Source organism: Brevibacillus fluminis (assembly GCF_003710825.1).
Classification (GTDB): domain Bacteria; phylum Bacillota; class Bacilli; order Brevibacillales; family Brevibacillaceae; genus Brevibacillus_D; species Brevibacillus_D fluminis.
In genome coordinates this window covers 50,800-76,236 of record NZ_RHHQ01000018.1, presented here as the reverse complement: position 1 = coordinate 76,236, position 25,437 = coordinate 50,800, and the positions used below count along the sequence as shown (strand labels likewise).

General features: G+C 49.8%; 20 protein-coding genes. 12 read left to right on the top strand and 8 right to left on the bottom strand.

Annotated features, from left to right (window positions below):
- Positions 1–104 precede the first annotated feature (104 nt).
- The 4 genes from EDM56_RS22090 to EDM56_RS22075 are packed head-to-tail and all read right to left on the bottom strand — an operon-like array spanning position 105 to position 3,571.
- On the bottom strand, positions 105–1,790 hold the full coding sequence (locus EDM56_RS22090) for a hypothetical protein (protein ID WP_122920094.1): 1,686 nt from the start codon (positions 1,788–1,790) through the stop codon (positions 105–107).
- Between the two features lie 18 nt (positions 1,791–1,808).
- Entirely contained in the window at positions 1,809–2,249 is a 441-nt protein-coding gene (locus EDM56_RS22085) for a divergent PAP2 family protein (RefSeq protein WP_122920093.1), read from the bottom strand.
- A gap of 24 nt (positions 2,250–2,273) precedes the next feature.
- Entirely contained in the window at positions 2,274–2,630 is a 357-nt protein-coding gene (locus EDM56_RS22080; RefSeq protein ID WP_122920092.1) for an SMR family transporter, read from the bottom strand.
- 26 nt (positions 2,631–2,656) lie between these two features.
- Positions 2,657–3,571 carry a decaprenyl-phosphate phosphoribosyltransferase gene (locus EDM56_RS22075; protein WP_122920091.1) on the bottom strand — a complete coding sequence of 305 codons (915 nt, stop codon included), beginning with the start codon at positions 3,569–3,571 and terminating at the stop codon, positions 2,657–2,659.
- A 420-nt stretch (positions 3,572–3,991) separates the two neighbouring features.
- Here EDM56_RS22075 and EDM56_RS22070 point away from each other — a divergent pair, with 420 nt between their 5' ends.
- The 6 genes from EDM56_RS22070 to EDM56_RS22045 all read left to right on the top strand — a co-directional run bounded on the left by EDM56_RS22070 (position 3,992) and on the right by EDM56_RS22045 (position 11,058).
- Complete coding sequence (locus EDM56_RS22070; RefSeq protein ID WP_122920090.1) at positions 3,992–6,412, top strand: bifunctional diguanylate cyclase/phosphodiesterase; 2,421 nt, start codon at positions 3,992–3,994, stop codon at positions 6,410–6,412.
- A 150-nt stretch (positions 6,413–6,562) separates the two neighbouring features.
- The gene (locus EDM56_RS22065) at positions 6,563–6,907 is read left to right on the top strand and encodes a DUF1904 family protein (protein WP_122920089.1); all 345 of its coding nucleotides are present in this window, start codon (positions 6,563–6,565) and stop codon (positions 6,905–6,907) included.
- Between the two features lie 426 nt (positions 6,908–7,333).
- Positions 7,334–8,284 (top strand): ABC transporter permease, encoded by a 951-nt coding sequence (locus tag EDM56_RS22060; protein WP_122920088.1) that lies wholly within the window; start codon positions 7,334–7,336, stop codon positions 8,282–8,284.
- Positions 8,284–9,228 carry an iron chelate uptake ABC transporter family permease subunit gene (locus tag EDM56_RS22055; RefSeq protein ID WP_122920087.1) on the top strand — a complete coding sequence of 315 codons (945 nt, stop codon included), beginning with the start codon at positions 8,284–8,286 and terminating at the stop codon, positions 9,226–9,228. Before EDM56_RS22060 ends, EDM56_RS22055 begins: the two co-directional genes overlap by 1 nt.
- The gene (locus tag EDM56_RS22050; protein WP_122920086.1) at positions 9,222–9,980 is read left to right on the top strand and encodes an iron ABC transporter ATP-binding protein; all 759 of its coding nucleotides are present in this window, start codon (positions 9,222–9,224) and stop codon (positions 9,978–9,980) included. Before EDM56_RS22055 ends, EDM56_RS22050 begins: the two co-directional genes overlap by 7 nt.
- A gap of 97 nt (positions 9,981–10,077) precedes the next feature.
- Positions 10,078–11,058, top strand: a complete 981-nt coding sequence (locus EDM56_RS22045) for a siderophore ABC transporter substrate-binding protein (protein ID WP_183192554.1) — start codon at positions 10,078–10,080, stop codon at positions 11,056–11,058.
- Between the two features lie 113 nt (positions 11,059–11,171).
- Here the strand turns inward: EDM56_RS22045 and EDM56_RS22040 are convergent, their stop codons facing one another.
- Positions 11,172–11,657 (bottom strand): hypothetical protein, encoded by a 486-nt coding sequence (locus EDM56_RS22040; protein ID WP_122920085.1) that lies wholly within the window; start codon positions 11,655–11,657, stop codon positions 11,172–11,174.
- Positions 11,658–11,857: 200 nt separating this feature from the next.
- Here EDM56_RS22040 and EDM56_RS22035 point away from each other — a divergent pair, with 200 nt between their 5' ends.
- On the top strand, positions 11,858–13,108 hold the full coding sequence (locus EDM56_RS22035) for a multidrug effflux MFS transporter (protein ID WP_122920084.1): 1,251 nt from the start codon (positions 11,858–11,860) through the stop codon (positions 13,106–13,108).
- 135 nt (positions 13,109–13,243) lie between these two features.
- Here EDM56_RS22035 and helD read toward each other — a convergent pair whose 3' ends face one another.
- Both helD and pdxR read right to left on the bottom strand, forming a co-directional pair.
- Entirely contained in the window at positions 13,244–15,595 is a 2,352-nt protein-coding gene (gene helD / locus EDM56_RS22030; protein WP_122920083.1) for an RNA polymerase recycling motor HelD, read from the bottom strand.
- Positions 15,596–15,916: 321 nt separating this feature from the next.
- Complete coding sequence (gene pdxR, locus EDM56_RS22025; RefSeq protein WP_122920082.1) at positions 15,917–17,410, bottom strand: MocR-like pyridoxine biosynthesis transcription factor PdxR; 1,494 nt, start codon at positions 17,408–17,410, stop codon at positions 15,917–15,919.
- Between the two features lie 185 nt (positions 17,411–17,595).
- On the opposite strand from pdxR, the gene EDM56_RS22020 reads away from it, so the two are divergent.
- The 3 genes from EDM56_RS22020 (at position 17,596) to EDM56_RS22010 (ending at position 20,819) form a co-directional block, all read left to right on the top strand.
- Entirely contained in the window at positions 17,596–18,795 is a 1,200-nt protein-coding gene (locus EDM56_RS22020) for an aminotransferase-like domain-containing protein (protein WP_122920081.1), read from the top strand.
- Positions 18,795–19,355, top strand: a complete 561-nt coding sequence (locus tag EDM56_RS22015) for an NAD(P)-binding domain-containing protein (protein WP_122920080.1) — start codon at positions 18,795–18,797, stop codon at positions 19,353–19,355. Before EDM56_RS22020 ends, EDM56_RS22015 begins: the two co-directional genes overlap by 1 nt.
- Positions 19,356–19,508: 153 nt before the next feature.
- Positions 19,509–20,819 carry a DEAD/DEAH box helicase gene (locus EDM56_RS22010; RefSeq protein WP_246009487.1) on the top strand — a complete coding sequence of 437 codons (1,311 nt, stop codon included), beginning with the start codon at positions 19,509–19,511 and terminating at the stop codon, positions 20,817–20,819.
- 71 nt (positions 20,820–20,890) lie between these two features.
- Here EDM56_RS22010 and EDM56_RS22005 read toward each other — a convergent pair whose 3' ends face one another.
- Positions 20,891–21,793 (bottom strand): DUF2167 domain-containing protein, encoded by a 903-nt coding sequence (locus EDM56_RS22005; RefSeq protein ID WP_246009486.1) that lies wholly within the window; start codon positions 21,791–21,793, stop codon positions 20,891–20,893.
- Between the two features lie 287 nt (positions 21,794–22,080).
- On the opposite strand from EDM56_RS22005, the gene EDM56_RS22000 reads away from it, so the two are divergent.
- Entirely contained in the window at positions 22,081–23,292 is a 1,212-nt protein-coding gene (locus EDM56_RS22000; protein ID WP_122920078.1) for an S-methyl thiohydantoin desulfurase family protein, read from the top strand.
- Between the two features lie 158 nt (positions 23,293–23,450).
- Entirely contained in the window at positions 23,451–25,241 is a 1,791-nt protein-coding gene (gene recQ / locus EDM56_RS21995) for a DNA helicase RecQ (protein WP_122920077.1), read from the top strand.
- Positions 25,242–25,437: the final 196 nt, after the last annotated feature.

Below are 25,437 nucleotides of genomic sequence, written 5' to 3'. Positions count from 1 at the left end.
TCTGTCCGGGTTTTTTTTGTGAAAAACGTCTCGACGTTTTTCATTAGATTGGATGTGACCGCTTGCGGTCAGCCAAAACGGTCATGACCGTTTTGGTGTTCCGTTTATTTCAATACATACCGTGCGCGGGAAGCGACAAGCCCTTTGGCATTCGCATCCTTGTCATCGATTTTCCCTTCCACATAGGGGATGCCCGCTTCTTGCAAGCGAAGCCGATTGGAATTGAAATGATGGAAATCGATAAGTACGGTTTTCTTGCTGGCTTTGATTTCAGCAAGCTGCTGTTTGGCTGCCTCATTGACCCAGGACTGGCCAGAAATATGGGCACCATTGACCATCACCATATTGATCAGCAGTACACCAAGTAGCACCCAGCTCGCATTCCGCGAAAACGTATTTCGCGATTCCAATCCAGCAATCGCAACCAAAACAGGGATCATCCAGAGCTGCGGCACATAACGTGCCCACCATGATTCCGGATTGACGAGTACGCTCGCGAAGAGAATGCCGCAGATCAACAGCAACGGTGCTGCCTTTCTCCTGTCTCCAGCGAGTACGGCGACGAGCACGATCAGAAGAAGCAGGAACGCTCCGCCAAACAGCGGTCCGAATCCGGCAACACGCACGTCAGGCGCATTGAATACTTTTAACTCTTCCGATGTTATGGTGAAGGGGAATTTCAAGGAAGTTTCGTCTTTTCCCGCGATGTTTGCCGATTTGGCGAACAAAGAAATCGCGAGCTTTTCGATACTGCTTATACCTCTAAAATCATGCGGGCTGTTGTAGGTCATAATATCGACGGCATGCGGTCCTGCCAGCGGATAAAAGGGATGCCCCTTCGTCAGTGTGTTGGTCACGTACGGATTGTAGCCAACCACTGCGACGGCGAGAACAAAGCTGGCGACGAAAGCGGCCAGCAGCCTTTTCCAGCGCCTTTGTTTGTCATAGAAGAGGAACAGGAGAAAGATACCTCCTCCAAGCAGCATCGCATAAACCAGAGCCGTGAATTTGACCTCGGCCAACAGCATCAACGCCGCGCACAATGCGGCCAGCACCCAACCGTGATAACGCTTGAACAAAAGAACACCGAGGGCGCAGATGATCAAGATGAGCGACCCGAGCTGCCCATCGATATAATACGATGTCGCCTGGCAAATCACGACCGGATTACAGGCGAGCAGCAGCGAAATCAGCACGGCCCGCGTCTTTTTTTGCGGATAGGCGGCAAGCATCGCAGCCACACTGAGCAAAAATGAGGAGAACAGAAGTAGCAGGTTGAACATTTTCCCCAGCTCGATCTGATTCGTCACCTTGTACATGACCGCATCCAGTAGCCACGGTCCTTTAGCGTAATGGTTAATCCATAGATAGAAAGCGGTCAAAATTTCCTTTCCGTCCATTTTAGCAATCTCTTCTTGGCTCGGTGACAGCAAGGGCGGATCGAGAACGGGGTTCCAGCCTTGGGCCAACAGCATGATGGCTTCTTGGTGATACGTTTGACCGTCAAACGACAGGTCGTAGGTTGTGGCGCTGACATACCAGCACAAGCCTGCGATTACCAGTAGCCCAGCCAGAGTCCACGCAATCCAGCGCCCGCGGAAAACGGGAACGAATGTACAAATGGCGCCCAGTAGGCAGATGAATGCTGCAGCTACCGATAGCCAGAAGCTGAATGCCGACACCGGGACGCCGAACAGGAACAAGACGGAGGTCGAGATGACGATGGCCGCCATGAACAGAAGCAGGGTGATTCCGAGCAGCAAGGTGTAGGTGGCAGTACGGTTTTTCAACGTAGTCACTCCCTTCCGCTATCCCAGCAGCCCTGGGACAAGCTTGGCGAGGGTGTGCAATACGAACGCGAGCAATGCGCCAAGCACAATTCCTCCGACGATCTCCCATTTCGTATGCCCCATGCTTTCCCTCAACGGTTTGTTTTCCGCCGCTTTCGAGTGTTCTTTTGCTAATTGGTTCAGTATCGCAGCGTGTTTGCCAACCGCCCTACGCAGGCCGGTTGCATCAATGATGATGATGAACGTCACCGCCACGCCCAGTCCGAATACCGGATGCGTAAAGCCTTCTTGCAGGCCGATCAGACAGATGGTCGTCACCATTACGGTCGTATGGGTGCTGGGAAAACCGCCATTTCCCACACGCTGGCGAGCATCTTTTCCGAAACGAAGATAGTTGATGATAAATTTGGTCGTGCCCGAAACGAGCCAGCCGATGAACGGCGCCAACACATATAACATGAAAAAAACTCCTTCGATTTGATGCTAGGACTGTGAAATCACAACAACGCCGACGACGATGATCGCCAATCCGGCAATGCGCATCGGTGACATCGGCTCATGGAAAAACCACACCGACATCGCGGCGACCAGGACATATCCCAAAGCAGCCATCGGGTAGGCGTAGGATAGCCGTACTTTTTCGATGGCAGCAATCCAGACAAATGCTGAAATACCATACAAGGCCAACCCGACCATGATCGGGAGGTTGGTTAGGTAGTGCACGAATTTCATCAGCAGCATGTCATTTTTCCCGGAAAGTGAGGAAGCCCCCATTTTCATGGCGACTTGCCCTGATGCGCTGAGTATGACGGAAATAAGGATGAGAAGCAGTGATGGCATAACGGAATCCACAACCTTCTGTGCTGTTATTCAAAAAAGTGAATGATACCGGCCACGGCGATGACATAAAGCATGATCGTCACGAAAATGGGCTTGTCCTCCAGCAAAACCTTTTCGGGGCTGCCTCCCTTGTTGGTGATCGTAATTAAGTAGAGGTAGCGGAAAATGCCAAAGATGACAAATGGGATCGTCCACATCAATTGGACTGTCCTGCCCGATGTGAAGGTGAACAAAGAGTAGCTGATGATGGTGGCCGATGTGACAATGGTATTCAATTGATTCAACAATTCGGGCGAATAGCTCTCCAGCACTTTGCGGTGAGCACCTTTTTCTGTCTGCAGAAGATGAAGTTCATGTCGCCGCTTGCTGATTGCCAAAAAAAGCGCGAGCAGCATGGTGCAGAGCAAAAACCAAGGCGTGAACGGGGTGCCGATAATCAGGCTGCCGCCAATTGCGCGGAGCACGAAGCCAGCCGAAATAATCATGACATCCAATATTACGACGTGCTTCAGCTTGAACGAATAAGCGACATTGAGCACGAAATAGAACGCCAGTACAGCCCCGAAGAGCCGATCAAAATAAAATGCGGTCAGCAGCGACCCGATCAAAAGAATCGCCCCAAATACGATGGCAAGCGAAGGATTCAGCGCGCCAGACGCCATTGGTCGGTGCCGCTTTTCCGGATGGTTCCGGTCATTTTTGATATCGGCGAAGTCATTTAATATGTAGACACAGCCCGATACGAAGCAAAACAGGAAGAAGGCGATGACGGACTTGCCGACGACGTTAACGCTCACCTTGTTCAGCGAAAAGAGCAAGGCAGCGAAAACGAGCAAGTTTTTCGTCCATTGATGCGGACGGAGTTGGCGAATCAATAATAAAACCACGTTTTGCGCAGGTGACTTTACTTTTACTTCTACTGAATTTGATGTAGCCCCCATAAGTCTCTCCTAATCAAAAGAATAGTGTATCGTAGTAATGACGATTTTTGTAAGAATAACGTTACAAAATCGGGAACGAATTGGCAAAAATTGTAGAATTGTCATTATTCTAGCAATCTTCCTACGTTCTCTACCAAAACTGACATTTTGGTCCCCACCCGCTGAACAGATGTGCAGTCAAGGCACGGCAATCATCATACCATACAAGTGCTTGCAAGAGGAGCCACTTTCATTGCGAAAAACGTACCATTTGCGGCGGGAAAGCGTCTATACCGCTTGTTGTCTTCTCTGCACTGATGTAGCATATATTTTCGAGGACAAAAATTGGTCATCGACGTTGTGAGGTCAGGATAGCTTCAACTTATGTGATGTCGATTGTTACATATGCGCTTGGAGAAAGCGAGGAAAGGAGGGATCATGATGGAAGAACATCTTCATGGTACATACAACTGGCTATTGATCACCTTATCCTATGTGATTGCGGTTATGGCTTCTTATTCTGCTTTGGACTTGGCGGGCAGAATCAGCACCTCTACCGGAAGGGAACGTTTGCTTTGGTTGTTCTGCGGTGCGCTATCGATGGGGATCGGGATCTGGTCCATGCATTTCGTCGGCATGCTCGCCTTTTCTCTTCCCCTGAGGATTTCCTATGACAGCAAAATGGTTATCGTTTCGGTATTGCTGGCGATTTGTGTATCATTCATCGCACTCATCGTCGTCGGACGCAACGAGCTGAAACGAAAGCAGCTCATCATTGGCGGACTTCTGATGGCGGCTGGAATCGTGGGGATGCACTATGTCGGAATGGCCGCAATAAGTGTCGATATTCACTATAAGCCGGTGTTGGTGGTATTGTCGGTCGCAATTGCAGCGACGGCGTCTCTTGCCGCACTTTGGCTATTGCTTTATTTTCGAAAAGACCAGGCACGTCATTTCGCGCTGTCCAAGCTGATTAGCGGGATGATCATGGGTGCGGCGATTGCAGGCATGCATTACACCGGCATGGCCGCTGCGGAATTTCGGCCAAGCACGAGAGTTGAGCTGACGGTACAGAATGGAATTGAGCCGGGGATTCTCGCTGTTATCATTGCGGCAAGCACGTTGTTCATGCTCGGCTTAACAATGCTCGGTGTCATGATCAACAAACGAATGTCGCAAAAGGATATGGTTATTCGCGAAAATGCGAGATGGTACCGTTCGCTTTATGAAAACAATGAAGATGGAATCGTTTCAATCGACACAAAAGGGCGCATCTTGAGCTTCAATCCGGCCATGTCACGCATCACGGGGCTTCAGGAAAAGGCTTATGTTGGCGAGCCCATTTCCCGCATCGGTCTGGACCAGGTGATTGCAAGGGAAACAATGCTGGCAGAAAAGCCAAGCAGGCGCGAAACGATCATCCTTCATCAAAACGGCGATCCGCTTACATTGACTGTCATGCAAATCCCTGTGCGTATCGATGGGAAAGTCGCAGGGTACCATATCATTGCAAAAGACATCACCGAAGAGAAGCGTATCAAAGAATCGATTCAGCATTTGGCTTATCATGATGAGCTGACAGGATTGCCGAACCGCCGCAAGTTCAATAGTCTGATCGGGGATGCAATCGAACAGAACCGGAAGCAGCGAGCGCCATTCGCGGTGATGGTCGTGGACATCGATCGGTTCAAGATGATCAACGACTCGTTGGGGCATGCGTACGGTGATTTGTTTTTGCAGATGGTCAGCGAGCGGATGCAGTCCAGCATGAAAGGCCATCAAGCGATTATCGCCCGTATGGGGGGAGATGAGTTCACGTTTCTTTGTTTTCACGAAGAGGTAGAGCGTGAAGCTGCCCTTTTGGCGAAGCAAATCATCGCGTCCATCCAAGTTCCTTATCATCTGAAGGACAATGACTTTTACGTGACGGCAAGCGTCGGGATCGCGATCTATCCAGAGCATGGCACCGATGCGGACGAACTGTTGAAAAACGCAGATACCGCCATGTATGAAGTGAAGAAAAGAGGCAAAAACGATTACGAGTTTTATTCGGAAGAGCTTGATGTGTTCCTTCGGGAAAAGATCGTGCTCGAAGACGATTTGCGTAAAGCCATTGAACGCAACGAGCTACATATCCACTATCAGCCGCAAATTAGCACGGCTCATAATCGGATCACGGGGGTAGAGGCTTTGGTCCGATGGAACCACCCGACAAAAGGCGAAATCCAGCCAGGCGTCTTCATTCCGATTGCAGAGGAAGCAGGCATCATTTTCGAGATTGGATCGTGGGTGCTTCGCGAAGCTTGCAGCCAAATGCGCAAATGGCATGATGCAGGAGGACCGCTTATTCCCGTCTCCGTCAACTTATCGTCACAACAGTTCCACCATTTGAACCTGCCGAAATTTATCCGCCAGATTCTCGAGGAAACGGGGTTGAAACCGGAACATCTCAACTTGGAAATCACCGAAAGCATGATGATGGATGCGACGGTATCTACCACCATTTTGCAAGAGCTGTCGGAGTACGGGGTCCGATTCAGCCTGGATGATTTCGGAACTGGGTACAGCTCGCTTGGATATTTGCGTCAGTTCCCGATCCACAAGCTCAAAATCGATCGCTCCTTCATCACGGACATAACGATGAACAAGCATGATCAGGCAATCGTAGCGACGATCATTTCCATGGCGAATCATTTACAGCTGGATGTGATCGCTGAGGGGATCGAAACGCAGGAACAGCTCGACATTTTGATGAGCAATGACTGCAAAGAAATCCAAGGATACTATTTCAGCCGACCGCTTCCGGCAGCTGAGGTGCAGGAACTGCTTTTTGCCCACGCAAAAACAGAACAGACAAGCTGATGTCGCTGATTGCGGCATCGGCTTTTTCTTTAAGGAAATCGCGAAGTGCAGCTGTTAAAAATTTTAACTGGCTTCCTTCAGTAAAATGATTTTTAATTAAAGGTATAAAAATAGATAGCGTGACAATTATACAGCAAAGAAGGAATTAACATGCCGTTTTTACGTTTTAAAGGCTTTGACAAAGAAAAGCTCACGGCTGTGGCTCCGCAAATGATCGAGCGCTTTGCAGCGATCGCTCACATTCCGGAGGAGATCGTCAAGCTTGAGCTTTTAATGGTGGAGGCGATCAATAAAACGCCGCTCTCGCTGGAAATTTTCATGTTTCAACGCGAGCAGCAAGTACACGATGCGATCGCTGCCATGATGAATCAGCTGCTTGAGGAGCATGGTTTTGCCAACGTACACATCTTCTTCATCATCTTGAATCCGTCGCTTTACTATAAACAGGGACAGCCGTTGAAAGAAGTGCCGAGACTGCCGGTTCCCCATTCATAACAGCGAAAAACCATTGGACGATAGGGCGCCCAATGGTTTTTTTCATGAGGCAGCCTTTGCAAGGCGGCTAAAATTCTCGGCTGCGGAATAACAGAAAAGCAGCGAAAGACGACCACGGCACATGTGGTCGTTTTTGTTATGAAAATAACTTTGTTCGCCCAAAGTGCGTTCACCAACAAAAAAAGGGTGAGATATACGAAATTCCTTGGTCAAAAGCGCATAGCACCGCGGTTTACACACCAAAGCTTGGTTATCATACAGTTAACCAAATAAAAGATTATTGATTATTCCGGATGACATGATTATAATCATAACTGTTGGTTTATATGATAATGAGAATCATTACTAATGAATAAGCCGATGTACAAAAACGGGGCCCGTACATAAGAAATCAATCCTCTGGATGAGGAGAAGTAAGGAAGAGCTATGAAAACAAGATATTTGGTTCCATTCCTAATTCTTTTATCTTTGATTTCGCTGTTTATCGGTGTGAAGGACATTTCCCCGCTCGATTTGTTCAATCTGAGTGAGGATAAGACACAGGTTTTGTGGATCAGCAGAATTCCGCGGTTGGTCAGCATCGTGATTGCCGGGGTAAGCATGAGCGTGATCGGATTGATCATGCAGCAGCTGACCCGGAACAAATTCGTTTCTCCGACGACAGCTGGAACGATGGATTCGGCCCGCTTCGGGATATTAATCGCCATGCTGCTTTTCACCAGCTCGACGCCGATCCAAAAAATTACCGTCGCTTTTATTTTCGCGCTCTTGGGAACATTCGTATTTATGAAAATCCTCGATCGCATCAAGTTCAAGGACACGATTTTCATTCCGCTGGTCGGACTGATGTATGGGAATGTCGTCGGTTCCATCACCACTTTTTTTGCCTACAAGTATGACCTGATTCAAAACATGTCTTCTTGGCTGCAGGGCGATTTTTCCATGATTCTCAAGGGGCGCTATGAGCTGCTGTATATCAGCATCCCGTTGCTGGTCATTTCGTATCTGTATGCCGATCGGTTCACGGTGGCCGGGATGGGGGAGGAGTTTTCGGTCAATCTGGGGCTGAACTACAAGCTTGTCGTCAATATCGGCCTGGTGCTGGTAGCGCTCGTCTCTTCTATCGTCATTTTAACCGTAGGGACGATCCCGTTCCTCGGGCTGATCATTCCGAACATCGTCACACTGTATCAAGGCGATAACTTGAAAAAAACCCTTTCACATACCGCGTTGCTGGGAGCCATCTTCGTCCTCTTTTGTGACATACTGGGCCGCATCATCATTTATCCATACGAGATCCCGATCGGTCTGACCGTCGGCGTCATCGGAAGCGGCATTTTCATTTTCTTACTCATGAAAAGAAAGGCATATGCGTGATGAAAACGAAGATTTGGATTCTTGTGGGCATTGCCGTGGCCTTGATCGCGACCTTCCTGTTGATTAATGCCAACGGAAACTGGGACTATGTGCTGCCACGACGGACGAAGAAAATACTGGCCATGATTCTTACCGGCGGTGCAATCGCCTTTTCTACGATGGTGTTTCAAACCATTACGAACAACCGGATTTTGACCCCGAGCATCATCGGGCTGGATTCGCTCTATCTTTTTTTCCAAACGTTTGTCATCTTTGTCTTTGGATCAGCCAGCATCACGATGTACAACAGCCACCTCAATTTCATCCTATCGGTCTCGCTGATGGTGTTGTTTTCAGGCCTTTTGTTCAAAATTTTGTTCCGGCGTGAAGGGCAAAACATTTACTTCCTGCTATTGATCGGTTTGATCATGGGGACCTTGTTTCAAAGCATGGCGACCTTTATGGAGGTGCTGATCGACCCCAACGAGTTCAGTTCGCTGCAAGGAAAGATGTTTGCCAGCTTCAACAACATCAATACCAACATCTTGACGATTGCCGCAGTCGGCATGCTGGGAACCACGCTTTATTTCATGCGGTTCGCCAAATATCTCGATGTGCTGGCACTCGGTCGGGAGCAGGCCGTCAATTTGGGCGTCAATTATGACCATGTCGTCAAGCGGCTCTTGATCGTCATCACCATCTTGGTTTCGATCGCGACTGCGCTTGTCGGCCCGATCACATTTCTGGGGCTGCTGGTCGCCAACGTCGCGCATCAATTCCTGAAAACGTATCGGCACAACTATTTGATTCTCTGTTCCATCCTGGTGAGCGTCATCGCTCTGGTTGGAGGGCAGTTAATTGTCGAAAGAGTGTTCACATTCGCAACAACGTTGAGCGTCATTGTCAATTTTGCAGGCGGTGTATACTTTATCTACCTTCTGTTAAAGGAGAACAAATCATGGTAGAGGTCAAACATGTTTCCAAAAAATACGGCAGCAAATACGTGATCGAAAATGTGTCGCTCACGATTGCCAAGGGCAAAATCACATCCTTCATTGGGCCAAACGGTGCAGGGAAAAGCACGCTGCTTTCAATGATCAGCCGTCTGATCACAAAAGACAGCGGGAGCATTCGTTTGGAAGGACAAGAAATTTCCGCATGCAAAAGCAGCGAGTTGGCCAAAAAGATCTCAATTCTAAAGCAATCCAACCACATCACGCTCCGTCTCACCATCCGTGAGCTTGTATGCTTCGGCCGCTTCCCGTATTCGCAAGGCAAGCTGACGAAAGAAGATATGCGCTATATCGATGCTGCGATACGTTACATGGAGCTGGAAGACATTCAGCACAAGTATTTGGACGAATTGAGCGGCGGACAAAGGCAGCGCGCGTACATTGCGATGGTCATGGCTCAGGACACCGAATATATCCTGCTCGACGAACCGTTGAACAATCTCGACATGAAGCACTCGGTGCAAATCATGAAGGTGCTGCGCCGTCTGGTCGATGAGCTCGGTAAAACGATCGTCATCGTGATTCACGATATCAATTTCGCTTCTTGCTATTCCGACTATATCGTCGCGCTCAAAGACGGCAAGATCGTGCAGGAAGGGCCGACGGAAGAGATCATCGCAACTCCGGTTTTGAAAGAGGTTTACGATATGGACATCCAGATTGAGGAGATCGATGAAAAAAAGATTTGCGTCTACTTTTCGTAAAGCGTCATGTAAGCCTGGTTGCAGTTAGCAGAATAGCCGGCTAGCAGGCTGTTCCGCTAATTTTACATACAACAATACTTTCAATGAGGTGGATCAAGTGAATAAAAAAATGCTCCTATTCATCGTAATGGTTGCTATGGCAATCATATCGGCTGCATGCGGCTCTGGCTCCAATGGTGCACAAGCTCCGGCAGCGCAAACAGAAGTCCCGAAAGAGGCGGCAACACCAGCACCGGAAGAATTGACGATCAAGCATAAATTGGGTGAAGCCAAACTGAAAAAGAATCCGCAAAAAGTCGCGGTATTCGATTACGGCGTCCTCGACTCTCTGGATAAGCTGGGTGTGGAAGTAACAAGCGTCCCGCAAAGCAGCTTGCCGAGCTACCTGGAAAAGTACAAAGACAGCAAGTATGTCAATGCAGGTACGTTGTTTGAACCGGATTTTGAGAAATTAAACGATATCAAGCCGGATGTCATTTTCATCTCCGGCCGTGCACAAGACAAGTATGAAGAGCTGAACAAAATCGCGCCAACCATCTTCCTCGCAGTAGATACGACCAAGTATATGGACTCGTTTGCAGCAAACATGAAAACGCTGGGCGAAGTTTTCGGCAAGGAAAAAGAAGTAGAAACGGAACTGGCGAAAATCAATGACGAAATCAAAGCGGTTCACGATAAAGCTGCTACAAGCGGAAAAGCGCTGGTCGTTCTGGCGAATGAAGGCAAGATCAGCGCGTATGGCGCAGGCTCCCGTTTCGGAATCATCCATGATGTACTCGGATTTGCGCAATCCGATGAAAAAATCGAGGCATCCACGCATGGCCAAAGCGTTACAGCAGAATATATCGCAGAGAAAAATCCAGATTACCTCTTCGTCGTCGACCGCGGAGCAGCAGTCAAGTCCGATAAGAGCGCGCCATCTGGCAAGCAAACGATTGAAAACGATTTGACCAAAAACACAAATGCAGCGAAAAACGGCCACATCGTCTACCTTGATCCGAACTATTGGTACCTGTCCGGCGGCGGACTGATCTCAGTTGCAGAAATGGTGAACGAAATTTCTGCAGGTATTAAATAGAAGAAAAGAAAAAAAGAACCCTTCTCATGCATGCGAGTGCGATGGGAAGGGTTTTTGCGGTCCAGTATAAGTGCAGCTAACTTCACGCCAAAAGCTAGGAGTGGACATGGTTTCTAATCGTAGGAAAGCTCTTCGTTGGCAACGTTCTTTTTTGCGCTGAGTGCAAACAATTTGCCAAACTGTGTCTCCAACTTCTGGCACATCCACAATACTGCGATCAAGCCAACGAGTGTTAAGCTAAGGGAGAGCGGAAAGAGCCACATCATCGCCGGGTGGGCAAAGAAGGGGATGACTGCGACGGCAAGAACGGGGGCAGCCGTAATTTTGTAATAAAGGATCAGCGAGATCGTAATCAGGCAGGTAATCAAAAACGAAAACACGCCTGAATCGATGAAAAAGATGACGCTTCCGATCAGAGAAGCGGCAATGGCAGCAGCGCTGATGGTGAACAATTCCTTCATTTGATTGACGCGGCTCATGAAAAAGAATGCGATTGCCGCCAAGGTTGGAAAGAAGAACATTTTCAGCATGGGATTTACGGAAGAAATCCAGTAAGCGAGCGCGAGATATAAACACACAGCGATAGGTTTCAGTGTCATTTAATCGTATTTCCTTCTATTTTGATAGGAGCAATATGTAATGAATCACAGAAGATTTTACAGGGATGATCGGATGCTGTCAATGAATTCGTTAACGAATGTTGGAGCGTTTGACAGGAAAATAAACTTGACGAAACAACTTTTGTGTAACTAAAATAGTTACACCATTGATATTGAGAGAAGGAAGGAGAAGAAAAACCATGAGCAATCTTGCGAATGGAATCGAGAGCGCATCCGTTGCGACTGCCCGTTCCCGCAGGCTGTGGATGGCGATCATTTTAGGTTCGCTGTCTGCATTCGGACCGCTTTCGCTCGATATGTATTTGCCAGCTTTCCCGGTGATTGCCGATGAGCTGCACACCAGCGCATCGCTCGTGCAATTCAGCTTAACGGCATGCTTGTTGGGGCTGGCGCTTGGACAGCTGTTCGCAGGGCCGATCAGCGATGTGCGCGGGCGCCGGAAACCGCTGTTGATCGGGCTAATCGTTTACGCCGCTGCATCGCTGCTGTGCGCATTCGCTCCGTCCATTTGGAGTCTGATTTTGCTTCGCTTCGTTCAAGGCGCTGCCGGATCGGCCGGGATCGTCATTTCACGCGCGGTTGTGCGCGATATGTATTCAGGATCGGAATTGACCAAGTTTTTCTCCCTCTTGATGCTGATTAACGGGGCAGCGCCTATCCTGGCCCCGATCGCCGGAGGGCAACTGCTGCGAGTGGCCCCGTGGGAGGGCGTTTTTTACGTATTGTGCCTGATCGGTCTGCTGATGTTTTTTGTCGTATTGTTTGGGCTGCCGGAAACATTGCCCACCGCCCGCCGTTCCAAAGGCGGACTTGGCAATACGCTGCGCACGTTTAAAGGCTTGCTCGGCGACAGGCTTTTCATGGGCTATGCCTTGTCCCAAGGGCTTGTTTCAGCTGCGATGTTCGCGTATATTTCCGGGTCGCCATTTGTGCTGCAAGATTATTTCGGCGTATCTGCCCAGACGTTCAGCTTAATGTTCGCCATCAATGGTGTGGGAATCATCATTGCGGGGCAGGTGACGGGGCGGTTAGCCGGTCGGATCAGCGAAACCAAGCTCTTGGTCACCGGCCTTACGCTGGCTGCCGTCGGGGGTGTTACTTTACTCTTAACAATACTGACCGGTGCCAGCTTGGCGGTCTTCTTGCCGCCGTTGTTTGTAATCGTTTCGTGCGTTGGGATCGTATCGACAACGAGCTTTGCCTTATCGATGCAAAACCAGGGCAAAAATGCAGGAAGCGCATCAGCGCTCATTGGGGTGTTGTCCTTTATTTTTGGCGGACTGGTCGCTCCGCTTGTAGGGATCGGTGGAAGCCAAACGGCAGTACCGATGGGCGTCGTCATTGCAATAGCCGATGTCGGCGCGATTCTCTGCTACTTTCTCATGGTTCATCGCAAAAAAGCAGCGGTAGCAGCTCGTGCCCAAGCATAATTAGAAAACCTGGCTACGCCAAGCTTTTTGGCGGAGCCGCGGTTGCACTTATACTGGATAAGAATTTTATAAATTCTTATCTGTACAAAAAGGCCGTCAGAGACAAGGGATTCTGTCTCTGGCGGCTTTTTGGCGTTATTGTTCGTGTACGTAGAATTCGCCCGGAAGCGCTCCAAGAAATGGGCTTATACTGCCCAGAGAGAAGAGATGCAGCTCATGCATGGCACGCGTACAAGCGGTGTAAAAGAGCTTTCGCTCCTCTTCGCGGCTGTATTGCGCTGCAGATGCGTCATAGATGATCACGGCATCAAACTCCACTCCCTTCGCCAGATAAGCGGGGATGACAAGCGTACCCGGCTCAAAGGACACGGTTTCCTTCTCAATCAGTCGGATCGGTAGCTCGCCTGCCAAGAGGTCATATGCCGCTTGGCTTTCCTGCGCGGTTTTGCCGATCACTGCGATGGTTCGATGACCCGACTTTTGCAGCTCCAAAATACGCTCTTTGATTTTGGTCGCATGTTCTTTCGGCGTTGCGGTCGTAGTAAGCGTCGGCTTTTGACCATCACGGTTGAATGGCTCGATCGCTTCTCCTCCATCGATCAATCTTCTCGTCAGCTCGACGATCGGGCGGGTAGAGCGGTAGCTTCGCGTCAAAATGATTGTCTCTGTCTCATCAGCGCCAAAGAATGCGGAAAATTGATCGAGGCTGGCATCAGCCCGCACATGCGCATAGATCGCTTGATTCAGATCGCCCAAAACAGTCATTTTAGCGTAAGGAAACAGTTTTTTGAGAAAGGCGAACTGAAAAGGCGAATAGTCCTGGGCTTCATCGATGAATACGTGTCTGACCGAGGTGTTGGTATGAAAGCCTTCGATTCTTTCTTTCAAATACAAATAAGGTGTCGCGTCCTCATAGGAGAGCTGGGCAACGCTCAGCTTTTCCAATGTGTGCGAACATATCGCATCCCATTGAACCGGTGCAGCCTCGACAGCCAGAGTGGATCGTTCGGACTTGGCAAGTTCAAACAGCTGTTGATACACAGCTGGCATGTCAATGAAGCCAAGCCGCTTCACCTCGGTCCCGATTGGCGCAAAATGCTCGTTGACGACAGAGGCTGCAAGCAGCTTCCGTTCCATTTCATAGTCGTCAAACGTTGCGCCGGACATGCGTTTTTTCTTTTGCAGCTTCTTGTAAACACGGTGAAAATCTTCATTATCCAAAAGCTCAATCTCATCTTCGACCCATGGCTTATTGCGTTCCCGGCGGGCAATTTCCTTCAGTTCGCCAAGCAGCCATTCTGCAAGCAGCCTCATGCGGTTCGGGATCGCAAGCGACGGATCATGTGAATAGAACCGTTGGGAGATCGTGTCTGCAGCAATCAGCGTGCGATCTCGAAAACGAATATCTTTAAATCGCATGTTTGCTATGCCGAGAGTTTCGAGATAGCGGTCGATCGTCCGCATGAACGGGAGCGAGGCTTTATATTGAATCGCAGTAACACGTGTTTTGTAATGTGGGTCGTGCATAGCGGTGTGAACATATTCAAGCTGGGTGAAAGGGTCCTCCAGCTCAAACGTGCTGCCGAGCCGATGCTCGAGATATTCATGAAACGTCGTCTGCTGCATGTTTTTCTCACCCAGCTCAGGCAGCACGGTAGAGATATAGCTGTTAAACAGCGGATTGGGCGAGAAGAGGACGATTTGTTCGGCTTGCAGCGTTTCTCGGTAACGATACAGCAAATAAGCGACGCGCTGCAGTGCGGCTGATGTTTTGCCGCTGCCTGCCGCTCCCTGCACGATCAGCAGGCGGCTTCGTTCATTGCGGATGATGCGATTTTGTTCGCGCTGAATGGTTGCGACGATGCTTTTCATCTGGGAATCCGATTGTTTGCCCAGCACTTCCTGCAGCAGCTCATCGCCGATCGTCACACCGGTGTCGAACATGCTGCGAATGTGTCCCTCACGGATGATGTACTGGCGCTTCAGTTCCATCTTGCCGGAAATGGTGCCGCTCGGCGTCTCGTATTCCACCGGTCCAGGCGAATAATCGTAATAAAGGCTGGCGACAGGTGCACGCCAGTCGTATACAAGAAATTGCTCATCCTGGTCATCGAGAAGCGACGCGATGCCGAGGTAAATTTCTTCGGATGACACCTCGCCATCTTCAAGCAAATCGATCCGACCGAAATAGGGGGAGAGCTTGAGGCGATGAAGTGTTTTCAGCTGTTTTTGTGCGTGCCGATGAGTGCGTTCCCGCTCTGATAGCACTTCCGCTTGCTGCTTCATGCTCGCGTATGTTTCCGCCGCTTCATGTGCGTCATCGAAATTGACGGTCACATCGTCCCAGAAATTCCGGCGGATTTCGACAATATCGGTTTTTATGTCGGTCACATTCTGCTGAAGCGTAATGATCTGATTGTCGATCTCAATCATTACCTGATCAAGCCGCGTCTGTTCGAAACGCAATTCTTGTCCGTCCGTGCTCACGGAATCACTCCTTTTCGTAATCAAAGGGTTTGACAACAGCTCATCCATTGTGATACAATTATTTTGGATAGATACAGTCTTGTTTAGGTGGGCTGTAAGCGATCGTTTTCTATTGTACCATAAGCAGGATGCTAATACTATAGCGTTTTTTTTCGCATGTTATAAAACGGAGCCGTTCATTACGCCTCCGTTTTTTGTTGTGCAAAAAAGCAGAGGCTCTACAGAATGTTAGAAAATCTGGCTACGCCAAGCCTATTGGCGGAGTCACGATGCACTTATACAAAAACAAGCGCGATAGCGCGCTTGTCTGTAGGTGGCGTCTTACATGGAGATCACTTGCTGGGAATGCCGATTCGATTGGACAAACTCACGCAGCACACGACACAAGGTGGTGACGGCTTGCTCAAGCAGTGGTTCATCCAAATAAGAAAAGCAGATGCGGAAATGATGATACTGCTGTTGGACAGGAAAGCAGACGTGCCCCGGCAAAAAGGAGATGCCTTCTTTCATCGCATAAGTGTGCAGCTCCTCGGCGTTCATCGTCGCCGGCAGTGTAACCCAAATGCTAAGGCCACCGTCCGGTTTGCTCCAGTTCACGCCGGCAGGAGCCAGTTTGTGCAAGGTCCGCAAAACCAGATTGCGCCGCTGTTTCAGTTTCTCCCGTAGAAAGGGCAGGTGCTTTTTCAGTTGGCTGGACATGAAGAAGGGGAGCAAAGCCTTCTGCGTAATCAGTGGCGTGCCGAGGTCGCTAATGCCTTTTGCACCGATCAGCCGCGCAATGAATGTACCATCCGCAATCAAAAAACCGATCCTGCATCCGGGTGATATCATCTTGCTGATGCCTTTTAGATAAATGACGTGGCCGTATTTGTCCAAGCTTTTGATAGGCGGGGGCGGCGGATCGCCAAAGTACAGGTCGCTTGTCGCATCGTCTTCAAGAATGATGGAATGGTAGCTTTGCGCCAGCTCTAAAAGCTGTGCTCTCCTCCTGGCGCTCATAACGGTTCCCGTCGGGTTTTGGTACGTCGGATTCGTGTAGATCAGTTTCGGCGGACGTGTATCACATAGCGCTGCCAATTGATCGACACACATTCCCTCGTCATCAATGGGAACCGTGTAGATCGTCGCGCCCCGTTTGCGGAATACATCAATCGTACACGGATAGACAGGCTCTTCGAGCACGACGCAATCGCCCGGGCCAATAAATGTGGAAGCGACCAGATCGATCCCTTGCTGGGAGCCGTTCAAAATCATGATTTCACTTGCCGTGACGTTGATGCTTTTCTCGCGGAAATAAGGGAGGACGGCTTCGCGCAGCTTGCTGTCCCCTTGGATCGGGCCGTACTCCGTCAGAAGTGTATGGTCCTCCTGTGCATAATGGGCCAATTGCCGGGAAATCCAATCTGCAGGAATCAGGGAGTCATGCAAGGCGGCCATCGTGAGTTTGGCGACATCCAAAAGCGGAGTCTGCATCATCATGCGCCAATACTGCACGCGCGGCAAATAATCGGCGACACGGTTTTGCCAATCCATCGAGGGCTTGGCGGAACGTTGATCTTGAAAAGGCAAGCGCGCGGATTGGCTACGGACAAATGTGCCTTTGCCATGGACGCGTTCGATCATCCCATCCAATTCAAGCAATTCATATGCATGGAACACCGTCATCTGACTCACTTCCAGCTGACTTGAAAAGCTTCTGACCGAGGGAAGCTTTTCCCCTTCCTGTAGCAAGCCTGACTGTATCCGATCAATTATTGCAGTTCTAATCTGTTCTGTTAGTGTTCTACCCGAATGTCTGTCTAAATCGATGTGCATAGGAACCTCCTTACGAACGGGCCGATATCGGAAAAATGGTTGAAATCATTGTAACGCGCTTGATGGAAAAAGAGAAGATGACCAATGCGAAAAATTCGGAAAAGTGTTATAAAGTGGAGTTTACTGTTCTAGTGTCCGTCTCGTATGCTTACTCTCAAATCTGAGTGAGCAAGGAGTGGTTCCTGATGTTTTCCTATCCATTTTCCACCAGAATGCAAAACGTAACCTCATCAGCAGTTCGTGATTTGCTCAGCATCACCCAAAACAGGGATGTTATTTCGTTCGCAGGCGGACTGCCAGGCGAAGAACTGTTTCCACTGCAGGAGCTTGAGCAGGCTTATCAAAAGGTGTTTCGCCAAGACCGCAAAGCGCTGCAATACGGTCCAACAGAAGGGGACAGCGAACTGCGGATGCGGATTGAAGGGCGTATGCGAGAAAAAGGAATGGCGGCGTCCTATGAAAACATTTTGGTAACGACCGGTTCACAGCAAGCCCTCGACCTCTTGGGGAAAGTCTTTCTCTCGCCGGGCGACACGGCGCTGGTGGAAAATCCGTCCTATTTGGCCGCTCTGCAAGCCTTTAAGATGTATGAAGCCAATATTGTTGCCGTCCAGACCGATGCGGATGGCATGCTGCTTGATGAGTTAGAGCAAAAAATCATTGCCCATCATCCAAAATTCATCTACGTCGTCCCCACCTTTTCCAATCCGCAGGGGAAAGTATGGAGCCGGGAAAGACGGGAAGCCTTGTTGCATCTCGCCATCAAGCATGACGTGTTGGTTGTGGAGGACGATCCGTACTCGGAGCTACGTTTTACGGAGGAGGAGCCGGTTCCGCTTGCGGCGATAGATCAGGCGGGCAGGAATGTGATCTATACAAGCACCTTCTCCAAAATCGTCGCCCCCGGCATCCGAATCGGTTGGATTACGGGACCAGCCGAAATCGTCAAGATGATGGTGCGGGCGAAGCAGTCGACAGACCTCCACACCAGTTCGATTGATCAGCGGGCACTGTCCTATTTTCTCGATGATTTTCCTCTGCAACAGCACTTGTGCAGACTAAGGGAGGAATACAGACATCGATCAGCAGTGATGCAGTCTTTTTTGGCCAAACATGAGCAAAACCTGTTTCAGTGGGTTGAGCCAAAAGGCGGGATGTTCCTTTGGGTTTCCATCAATAAATCCATCGATACGGCTCTCCTTTTGCACGAAGCTGTGCAGGAAGGTGTTGCGTTTGTTCCCGGCGCACCGTTCTTTGTCAGCCAAGCGCAAACGAACGCGATGCGGCTCAATTTCACGAACGCTTCGCCTGACGTGATTCATACGGGGATGTCCCGCTTGATGACGGCCATCGACAAAGTGATGGCGACCCGGGTGCATGAGTGATGATCTCTGTGATCGCCGATGGTAGGTGGGGCAGGCGGATCGTTGACTTTTGGCGAGAGCGGGTTCAGAATCAGGTGATCACATGGGGCGCCCGCACCCCAGCCTTTGCAGCAGAGCTGGCTAATGATATGCAAAATGTGCGGGTCGCGACCTATGCCGATGCGATCGGTGCCCATTCCGTCATTGTTGTCGCGATCCCGATACAAGACCTGTTGCCGTGGGCACGCGCGCATGCGGCGAGTTTGAAGGGGAAGGTTATCGTCGATATGTCATTTCCTTTGACAAACGAATGCCTCACATTGTACGGCTGGCACACGTCTGGTACGGAACAGCTGCAAAAAACCTTGCCGGCCAGCAGAGTCGTGGGCATGAAAGGGCCGTTTTTGCGAGCGTTAGCGGGAGGCTGGCATGGGGACAGGGGGAGTATCTATGTCACATCTGATGACGACGATGCAAAAACCCAAGCTCTTAAGCTTCTCTGTGGAAGTGATGATCAACTCATCGATGCGGGGAAACTGGAAGAAAATCGCGCAATTGATCGGATCAGCAGCATGGGGTAATCCGCGTATGGGCGACTATGTCTAGCCATGATGACGTCCCGGATATAATTGAAAACGGAAACTGTGATATAATAAGCCAATCATTTCAAGGAACGTCTAAGCGAGACGGCAAGCCGTTTAAAGAGAGGGATCGCTTTTTATACGATGGATACGTTGAACAAATTTCAAAAGTTAGGGATTCGCACCGAGTTCGCCCATACGCTGCGCGATTATGGCATTCTCGAACCGACGCCGATTCAGGATCGGACCATTCCGGTTGTTCTTGCAGGACGCGATGTCATCGCGGAAGCCCAGACAGGGACGGGGAAAACATTGGCCTTCCTTTTGCCAATTCTGGAGAAGGTCGATCCACAAAGCAAGCATATTCAAGCGCTGATTGTGTCGCCGACACGGGAGCTGGCTCTCCAAACCACTGCGGAAGCCAAAAAGCTGGTTGCCAATGCGGCGGACATCCATGTCCTGCCGGTGTATGGAGGTCATGATGTTGAGCAGCAAATGAAGCAGCTGGAAGGTAGTGTCCATGTTGTGATCGGGACGCCGGGACGCTTGCTCGATCATTTGCGGCGCGGCACAATCGCACTTTCCGATGTAAACATGCTGGTGCTCGACGAGGCGGATCAAATGCTGCACATGGGCTTTTTAGATGAAGTCGAGCAATTGCTCGATGCCACGCCAGCCACGCGACAGACGATGCTGTTTTCCGCCACAATGCCCGAGCCGATTCGCGAATTGGCGACCAAGTTTATGCGTTCGCCAGAGGAAATTCAGGTGCGGGGCAAAACCGTTACGGTGAAGGATATCAAGCAGGTCGTGGTGGAAACGACGGATCGGGCCAAACAGTCCACCTTGTTCAGCTTGCTTGACATGCACCGCCCTTATTTGGCGATTATTTTTTGCCGCACGATTCGCCGGGCGAGCAAGCTCAACGCAGCCTTGCAGGAGCGTGGGTATCATTCCGACGAGCTGCATGGCGATTTGTCGCAGGCCAAGCGGGAGCAAGTGATGCAGCGTTTTCGTGATGCTGACATCCAACTGCTGGTCGCAACCGATGTCGCAGCTCGCGGGCTCGATGTCGACGGCGTCACGCATGTGTTCAATTACGATATTCCGCATGATGTGGAAAGCTACATTCACCGCATCGGGCGCACGGGCCGGGCAGGGGGAAAAGGACTTGCCATCACGCTAGTGGCGCAAAAAGACCAGATGTTTTTGCAGATGATTGAAGCGGGAATCGGCCAGTCGATCAAACGAAAAATGTTGGATGGCACACAGGAGATAGGCGATAAACAAGCCCGCACAAGCAGCAGGCCGCGCGGGAGCGACAGCAAAAGCTCTCGTCAAAAAGGCCAACTGTCCCAGCCTTCCAGACAAAGAAAAAATGTCGCCGGAAAGCCCAGTCAAAAACCAAAGCAAGGCAGCGCTCGCCGGCCCGGTCGGAGTTCTTCTCCAAAAAGGGGACGCTAGCATGCCAAACGGAAAAACCCGAGCTGCCGATGAGTGTAGCTCGGGTTTTTCCGTTTGGCATGGCGTTTATCCTACATGGTTTGGTCCTTATCTGTGGGGGTTTCCACCGGACTCGCTTCGGCCTGTGCGGCGGGGCGTTTGAAAATCTTTGTTTTAATAAAGCGGAAGGCAACGCCGAGCACGATGAGAACGAGAACCCACGCCTTTTTCAGGAAAACAAGCAGAAGCGCGAGCAAGCCGACTTTTTTGGCGACCGCAAGACCCAATCCGCCTAAAACAAGCCCGGTCAGCCCGTAATCAGCCACTTTATCGGAGCCTTCCTGAAAATCTTCGTAGCGATTGCCGGATTTCAGCTGGAATTTAGGGAGGAGCTCGTTGAGCGTTTTCTTATCGGTGGCCAATCGCGCAGGGTCGGACACAAGCAACAGAGAGACATACCCTTTGCGCGTCAACTTTTGCATGTTGTAGTTAATCAGCGGATTTTTCTGCGCATCTTCAGCCAACATGGACCATTGCAGCGTTTTGGTCGCATCATCATAAAACGGCTTTACATCCCAACCGACAACATGGATTTGATCGTCCGGGGCCTTATCCTTGTTTTGTTCCTCCGTACCTTCTTTATAACTGGTCAAAATGGCGTCGGCATCGATGTTGTTCTTATCGTCGTCCTTGATGTAGCCGACTTCATCATACTCAACAACAATGAACCAGGACTCGTTCAAATCCTCGGGATAAATACTGCCGATTTCTTTGGAGCTTGGAGCATTGCCGATCTTTTGCTGAAGCTTGACCGTATCTCCCTTGTTCAGATACATCAGATTGGCGGGCAGGTCAAGCGAGGCGAAATTGCTCCCTACATCGATCGTTTTGCCGCCCTTTACCCAGTTGTACTCTTCTTCCGCCAATACAGGCGTCACAGCTGCGCCAAGTAAAAAGAAAATCGTCAATAATGGCATGAATAAAAGCTTCTTCACATGTTTTCCTCATTCCTCATTTATTTCGACACACAAATGACATCCTACCAATTATGAAAATTTTTTACAAATATCATATGAACTGTTAATTATTAGGCAAAATAGACCTTTTTATGTCGCGATCAATTGTTCACCCAGTTCAATTTTCCTAAATCGACATATTGAGAGAGGATCATACAAATTCCGATAATAATAGAAAAATTATGAAATGAATTACAGAATTCTTGTCGGATCCCATGTAAAATAGTAGGTGACGAGCCGTGTGTTACTAGCAGATACAAAATCCGATGAAATGGGTGACGTACATGCAGGAATGGGCAAAGGCAGAGCAAGTGGTTACGAGAGATGACTTATGGAAGATCGTACTGGGAGCTGCGTTTTTCGGAAGTGGGGGAGGCGGCTCGATCGATGGAGGTAAACGATTGATCGAAGACATCCTCCAGCAAGGCAAACCGATCTCGATCATTTCACCTTCACAGGTTAAGCCGCAGCAAATGGGCGCAGGAACTGCGATGTTGGGGTCTCCTTCCGCATTAAAAAAAGCGACAGATTTAGGTTCTACCAAACTGGCTTTGGATGAGCTTGAAAAAGCGTTGCAGGTGTCTTTTTCGTTCGTCATGCCGATGGAAGTGGGACCGGTCAATAGTTTGGTGCCGATTGGCGTAGCTGTCCGCAAAAATATACCGGTTGCCGATGTGGATGGAGCAGGCCGCGCTGTGCCAGAGCTGGAAAATACCACATTTACCGCCGCGAACATTCCCGTTTCACCCACAGCATTAGTAAACGCACCCTCTGCCGTAAATCCACAGATCAAAACCATTTTGGAAATCGATACATCTTCTATCAAAGGAAGCAGTGCAGCAAACAATATGGAAACATTGGCACGGTCGATCGTACAAGCCTCCAACTTCGGTGAGATGGGCGGATTGGCGACATACCCGCTAAACGGAAGCCAGCTGTCGGGTGCGACGATTGCCAATACGCTGACGCTCGCACATTATGTTGGTGGAATCATCAGTGAAGCGGTCGAGAGCCACCGGGATCCTTTGCCGAGAGTGCTTGATTTCCTGCGCTCAATCGGTATGCCTTCCTACACGTTTGGGACAGGCCGGGTCATTGAGGTTAAAAAGCCGTCCGGTCAGGGCGGTTTCGATGTTGGCTATGTCAAGGTGCAGAACCAAGCGGGCGATGTGCTCGTCATCAACTATCAAAACGAAAGCTTGTTTGCGTATGTGAATACACCATCAAATATTTGGGCGATGGCGCCTGATCTGATATGTTACATGACGCCAACTGGTCCGCTGACGAATGTTGAGATCGAAGAAGGGCTGGTTGTAACCGTCGTCGGGTTGCCTGCAAATTATAAAATGAGGCAGACCGTGATCGTAGACAGCTTCCTCGGCGTGCTCAAAGCGCTGTGCGGCTACGATGGACCGTACATTCCGATCGAAAAGCTGCATGCAACCGGAGTAGAAGAAACGGTAGAAAGTACGCAATAGGATAATGATGCTGCAAGCGGCTGGACCAAGTAAGGTTCGGTCGCTTTTATTTTCGCAAAAAGGCAAAATTGGGACAAAATTCAAGGGCATTGCTATTTTTCAAAGACGCTGTCATGTAGTAGGATGGGGAAAAGAACAAAAGCAAGGGTGATACGATTTTGTTACAAAAAGCGGAGGATGTCCTGAAACGTTATTTTGGCTATTCGTCCTTTCGGGAGGGCCAAAAAAAAATAGTCGGCAGTCTGCTTGCGGGTAAAGACACGATCGGCATCATGCCTACGGGGGGCGGGAAATCGATTTGTTACCAGGTTCCTGCATTGGTGCTCGACGGGGTTACGATCGTTGTGTCGCCGTTGATTTCGTTGATGAAAGACCAGGTCGACGCGCTTAACGGCATGGGGATTCCAGCCGCGCAGATCAACAGCTCGCTCGATCATGGGGAAGTGCGGACGCGCCTTGCAAAAGCGCGTCAGGGAGAGTACAAGCTGTTATACATCGCTCCGGAGCGGCTGGAGTCGGACAGCTTCCGCGCCTTGCTCCAAGAGCTGCCAATCTCATTAATAGCGGTTGACGAGGCGCATTGCGTCTCGCAGTGGGGCCATGATTTCCGCCCGAGCTATCTCGCTGTTGCGGACGCGATTCGTTCGCTTCCCGTCAGGCCGATTGTGGCAGCACTGACCGCGACTGCTACGCCGGAGGTTACAGAAGATATTCGCAAGCAACTGTCGCTTGTCGACGAGGAAGTATACATTACCGGCTTTGGCCGTGAAAATCTCATCTTGTCCGTGCGTAAAGGCGAAGACAAGCGTTCGTTTGTCCAAGAGTTTTTGGATGCCAACCGGCAACAGGCGGGCATCATCTATGCCTCGACCCGGAAAGATGTTGATGCGCTGCACGATTTTTTGGAGGGCAGAGGATATTCAGTCACGAAATACCATGCGGGACTGTCAGAAACCGAGCGTGCGCGTAACCAGGAAGCGTTCCTCTATGATGATATCCGAACGATGATCGCCACCAACGCATTCGGGATGGGGATTGACAAATCAAACGTGCGGTATGTGATCCATTACAACATGCCTAAAAATTTGGAGGCATACTATCAGGAAGCCGGTCGTGCCGGGCGGGACGGGGAAATGAGCGAGTGCATCCTGCTTTTTCACCCGCAGGATATCCAAACCCAATCGTTTTTCATCGACCAAAATCAGCAGAGCGAAGATCGAAAGGCTTATGAATACAAAAAGCTGTACGCCATGATCGACTATTGCCGGACACCGAGATGCCTGCAGCAATCGATCGTCCATTATTTCGGCGACTTATCAGCTCATGTCTGTGGCCGATGCGGCAATTGCACGGACACGACCGAGCCGGTCGATATCACCGTTGAGGCGCAGAAAATCTTTTCTTGCGTGAAGCGGATGGGAGAGCGATTCGGGGTCGCACTGATTGCGCAAGTCCTCAAAGCGTCGAAAAATAAGAAGGTGAGTCAGTTTGGCTTTGACAAGCTTCCTACCTATGGATTGATGAAGAATTTCACCGAAAAGGAAATCGCCGACATGATCCATCTTTTGATCGCGGATGGATATTTGGGTGTAACGGAGAGCAAATTCCCGGTCGTGACCCTTGCACAAAGAGCAATTCCTGTTTTGAAAGGCGAAGAGAAAGTATGGCAAAAAGTCATGCTGAGACCGGTCAAGCAGCAGGTTGAAGACGGCTTGTTCGAGCGTCTTCGCGACCTGCGCAAAACGATTTCCCAGCAGGCCGGTGTTCCGCCTTATGTGATTTTCCACGACAGCACCTTGCGCGAGCTGTGCAACGTGAACCCGCAAGACAAGCGTACGATGCTTACCGTAAAAGGTGTCGGGGAAGCGAAGTTCGATAAATATGGACAAGCATTCCTGGAATGTCTGCAAAACTATGCCGAGGAGAAGGCGTTGGCTCCGATCGAGTAATCGATAAGGAGTCGATGGAAGCCGCTCTTCGGCTTTTTTTGTCCAAAACAAAAAGAAAGTAAATTGTGTTTTAACGTAAGATAATTATGTGAATACTTTTAAACAAATAATTGAACAAAGTGTGAACATGATCCGAGAAGTATGGTAGTATAGTAAAAGGAAGAAAAAACCATTTTCCGCGAAGGAGTTTTTCAAA

Bases quoted from the DNA above. Each gene is read 5' to 3' on its own strand.
- EDM56_RS22000 (WP_122920078.1), top strand. From the start codon at position 22,081: ATGAAATGGGTGACGTACATGCAGGAATGGGCAAAGGCAGAGCAAGTG.
- EDM56_RS22080 (WP_122920092.1), bottom strand. From the start codon at position 2,630: ATGCCATCACTGCTTCTCATCCTTATTTCCGTCATACTCAGCGCATCA.
- EDM56_RS22035 (WP_122920084.1), top strand. From the start codon at position 11,858: ATGAGCAATCTTGCGAATGGAATCGAGAGCGCATCCGTTGCGACTGCC.
- EDM56_RS22085 (WP_122920093.1), bottom strand. From the start codon at position 2,249: ATGTTATATGTGTTGGCGCCGTTCATCGGCTGGCTCGTTTCGGGCACG.
- EDM56_RS22060 (WP_122920088.1), top strand. From the start codon at position 7,334: ATGAAAACAAGATATTTGGTTCCATTCCTAATTCTTTTATCTTTGATT.
- EDM56_RS22040 (WP_122920085.1), bottom strand. From the start codon at position 11,657: ATGACACTGAAACCTATCGCTGTGTGTTTATATCTCGCGCTCGCTTAC.
- EDM56_RS22050 (WP_122920086.1), top strand. From the start codon at position 9,222: ATGGTAGAGGTCAAACATGTTTCCAAAAAATACGGCAGCAAATACGTG.
- EDM56_RS22070 (WP_122920090.1), top strand. From the start codon at position 3,992: ATGGAAGAACATCTTCATGGTACATACAACTGGCTATTGATCACCTTA.
- pdxR (WP_122920082.1), bottom strand. From the start codon at position 17,410: ATGCACATCGATTTAGACAGACATTCGGGTAGAACACTAACAGAACAG.
- EDM56_RS22055 (WP_122920087.1), top strand. From the start codon at position 8,284: ATGAAAACGAAGATTTGGATTCTTGTGGGCATTGCCGTGGCCTTGATC.
- EDM56_RS22020 (WP_122920081.1), top strand. From the start codon at position 17,596: ATGTTTTCCTATCCATTTTCCACCAGAATGCAAAACGTAACCTCATCA.
- EDM56_RS22015 (WP_122920080.1), top strand. From the start codon at position 18,795: ATGATCTCTGTGATCGCCGATGGTAGGTGGGGCAGGCGGATCGTTGAC.
- EDM56_RS22065 (WP_122920089.1), top strand. From the start codon at position 6,563: ATGCCGTTTTTACGTTTTAAAGGCTTTGACAAAGAAAAGCTCACGGCT.
- EDM56_RS22075 (WP_122920091.1), bottom strand. From the start codon at position 3,571: ATGGGGGCTACATCAAATTCAGTAGAAGTAAAAGTAAAGTCACCTGCG.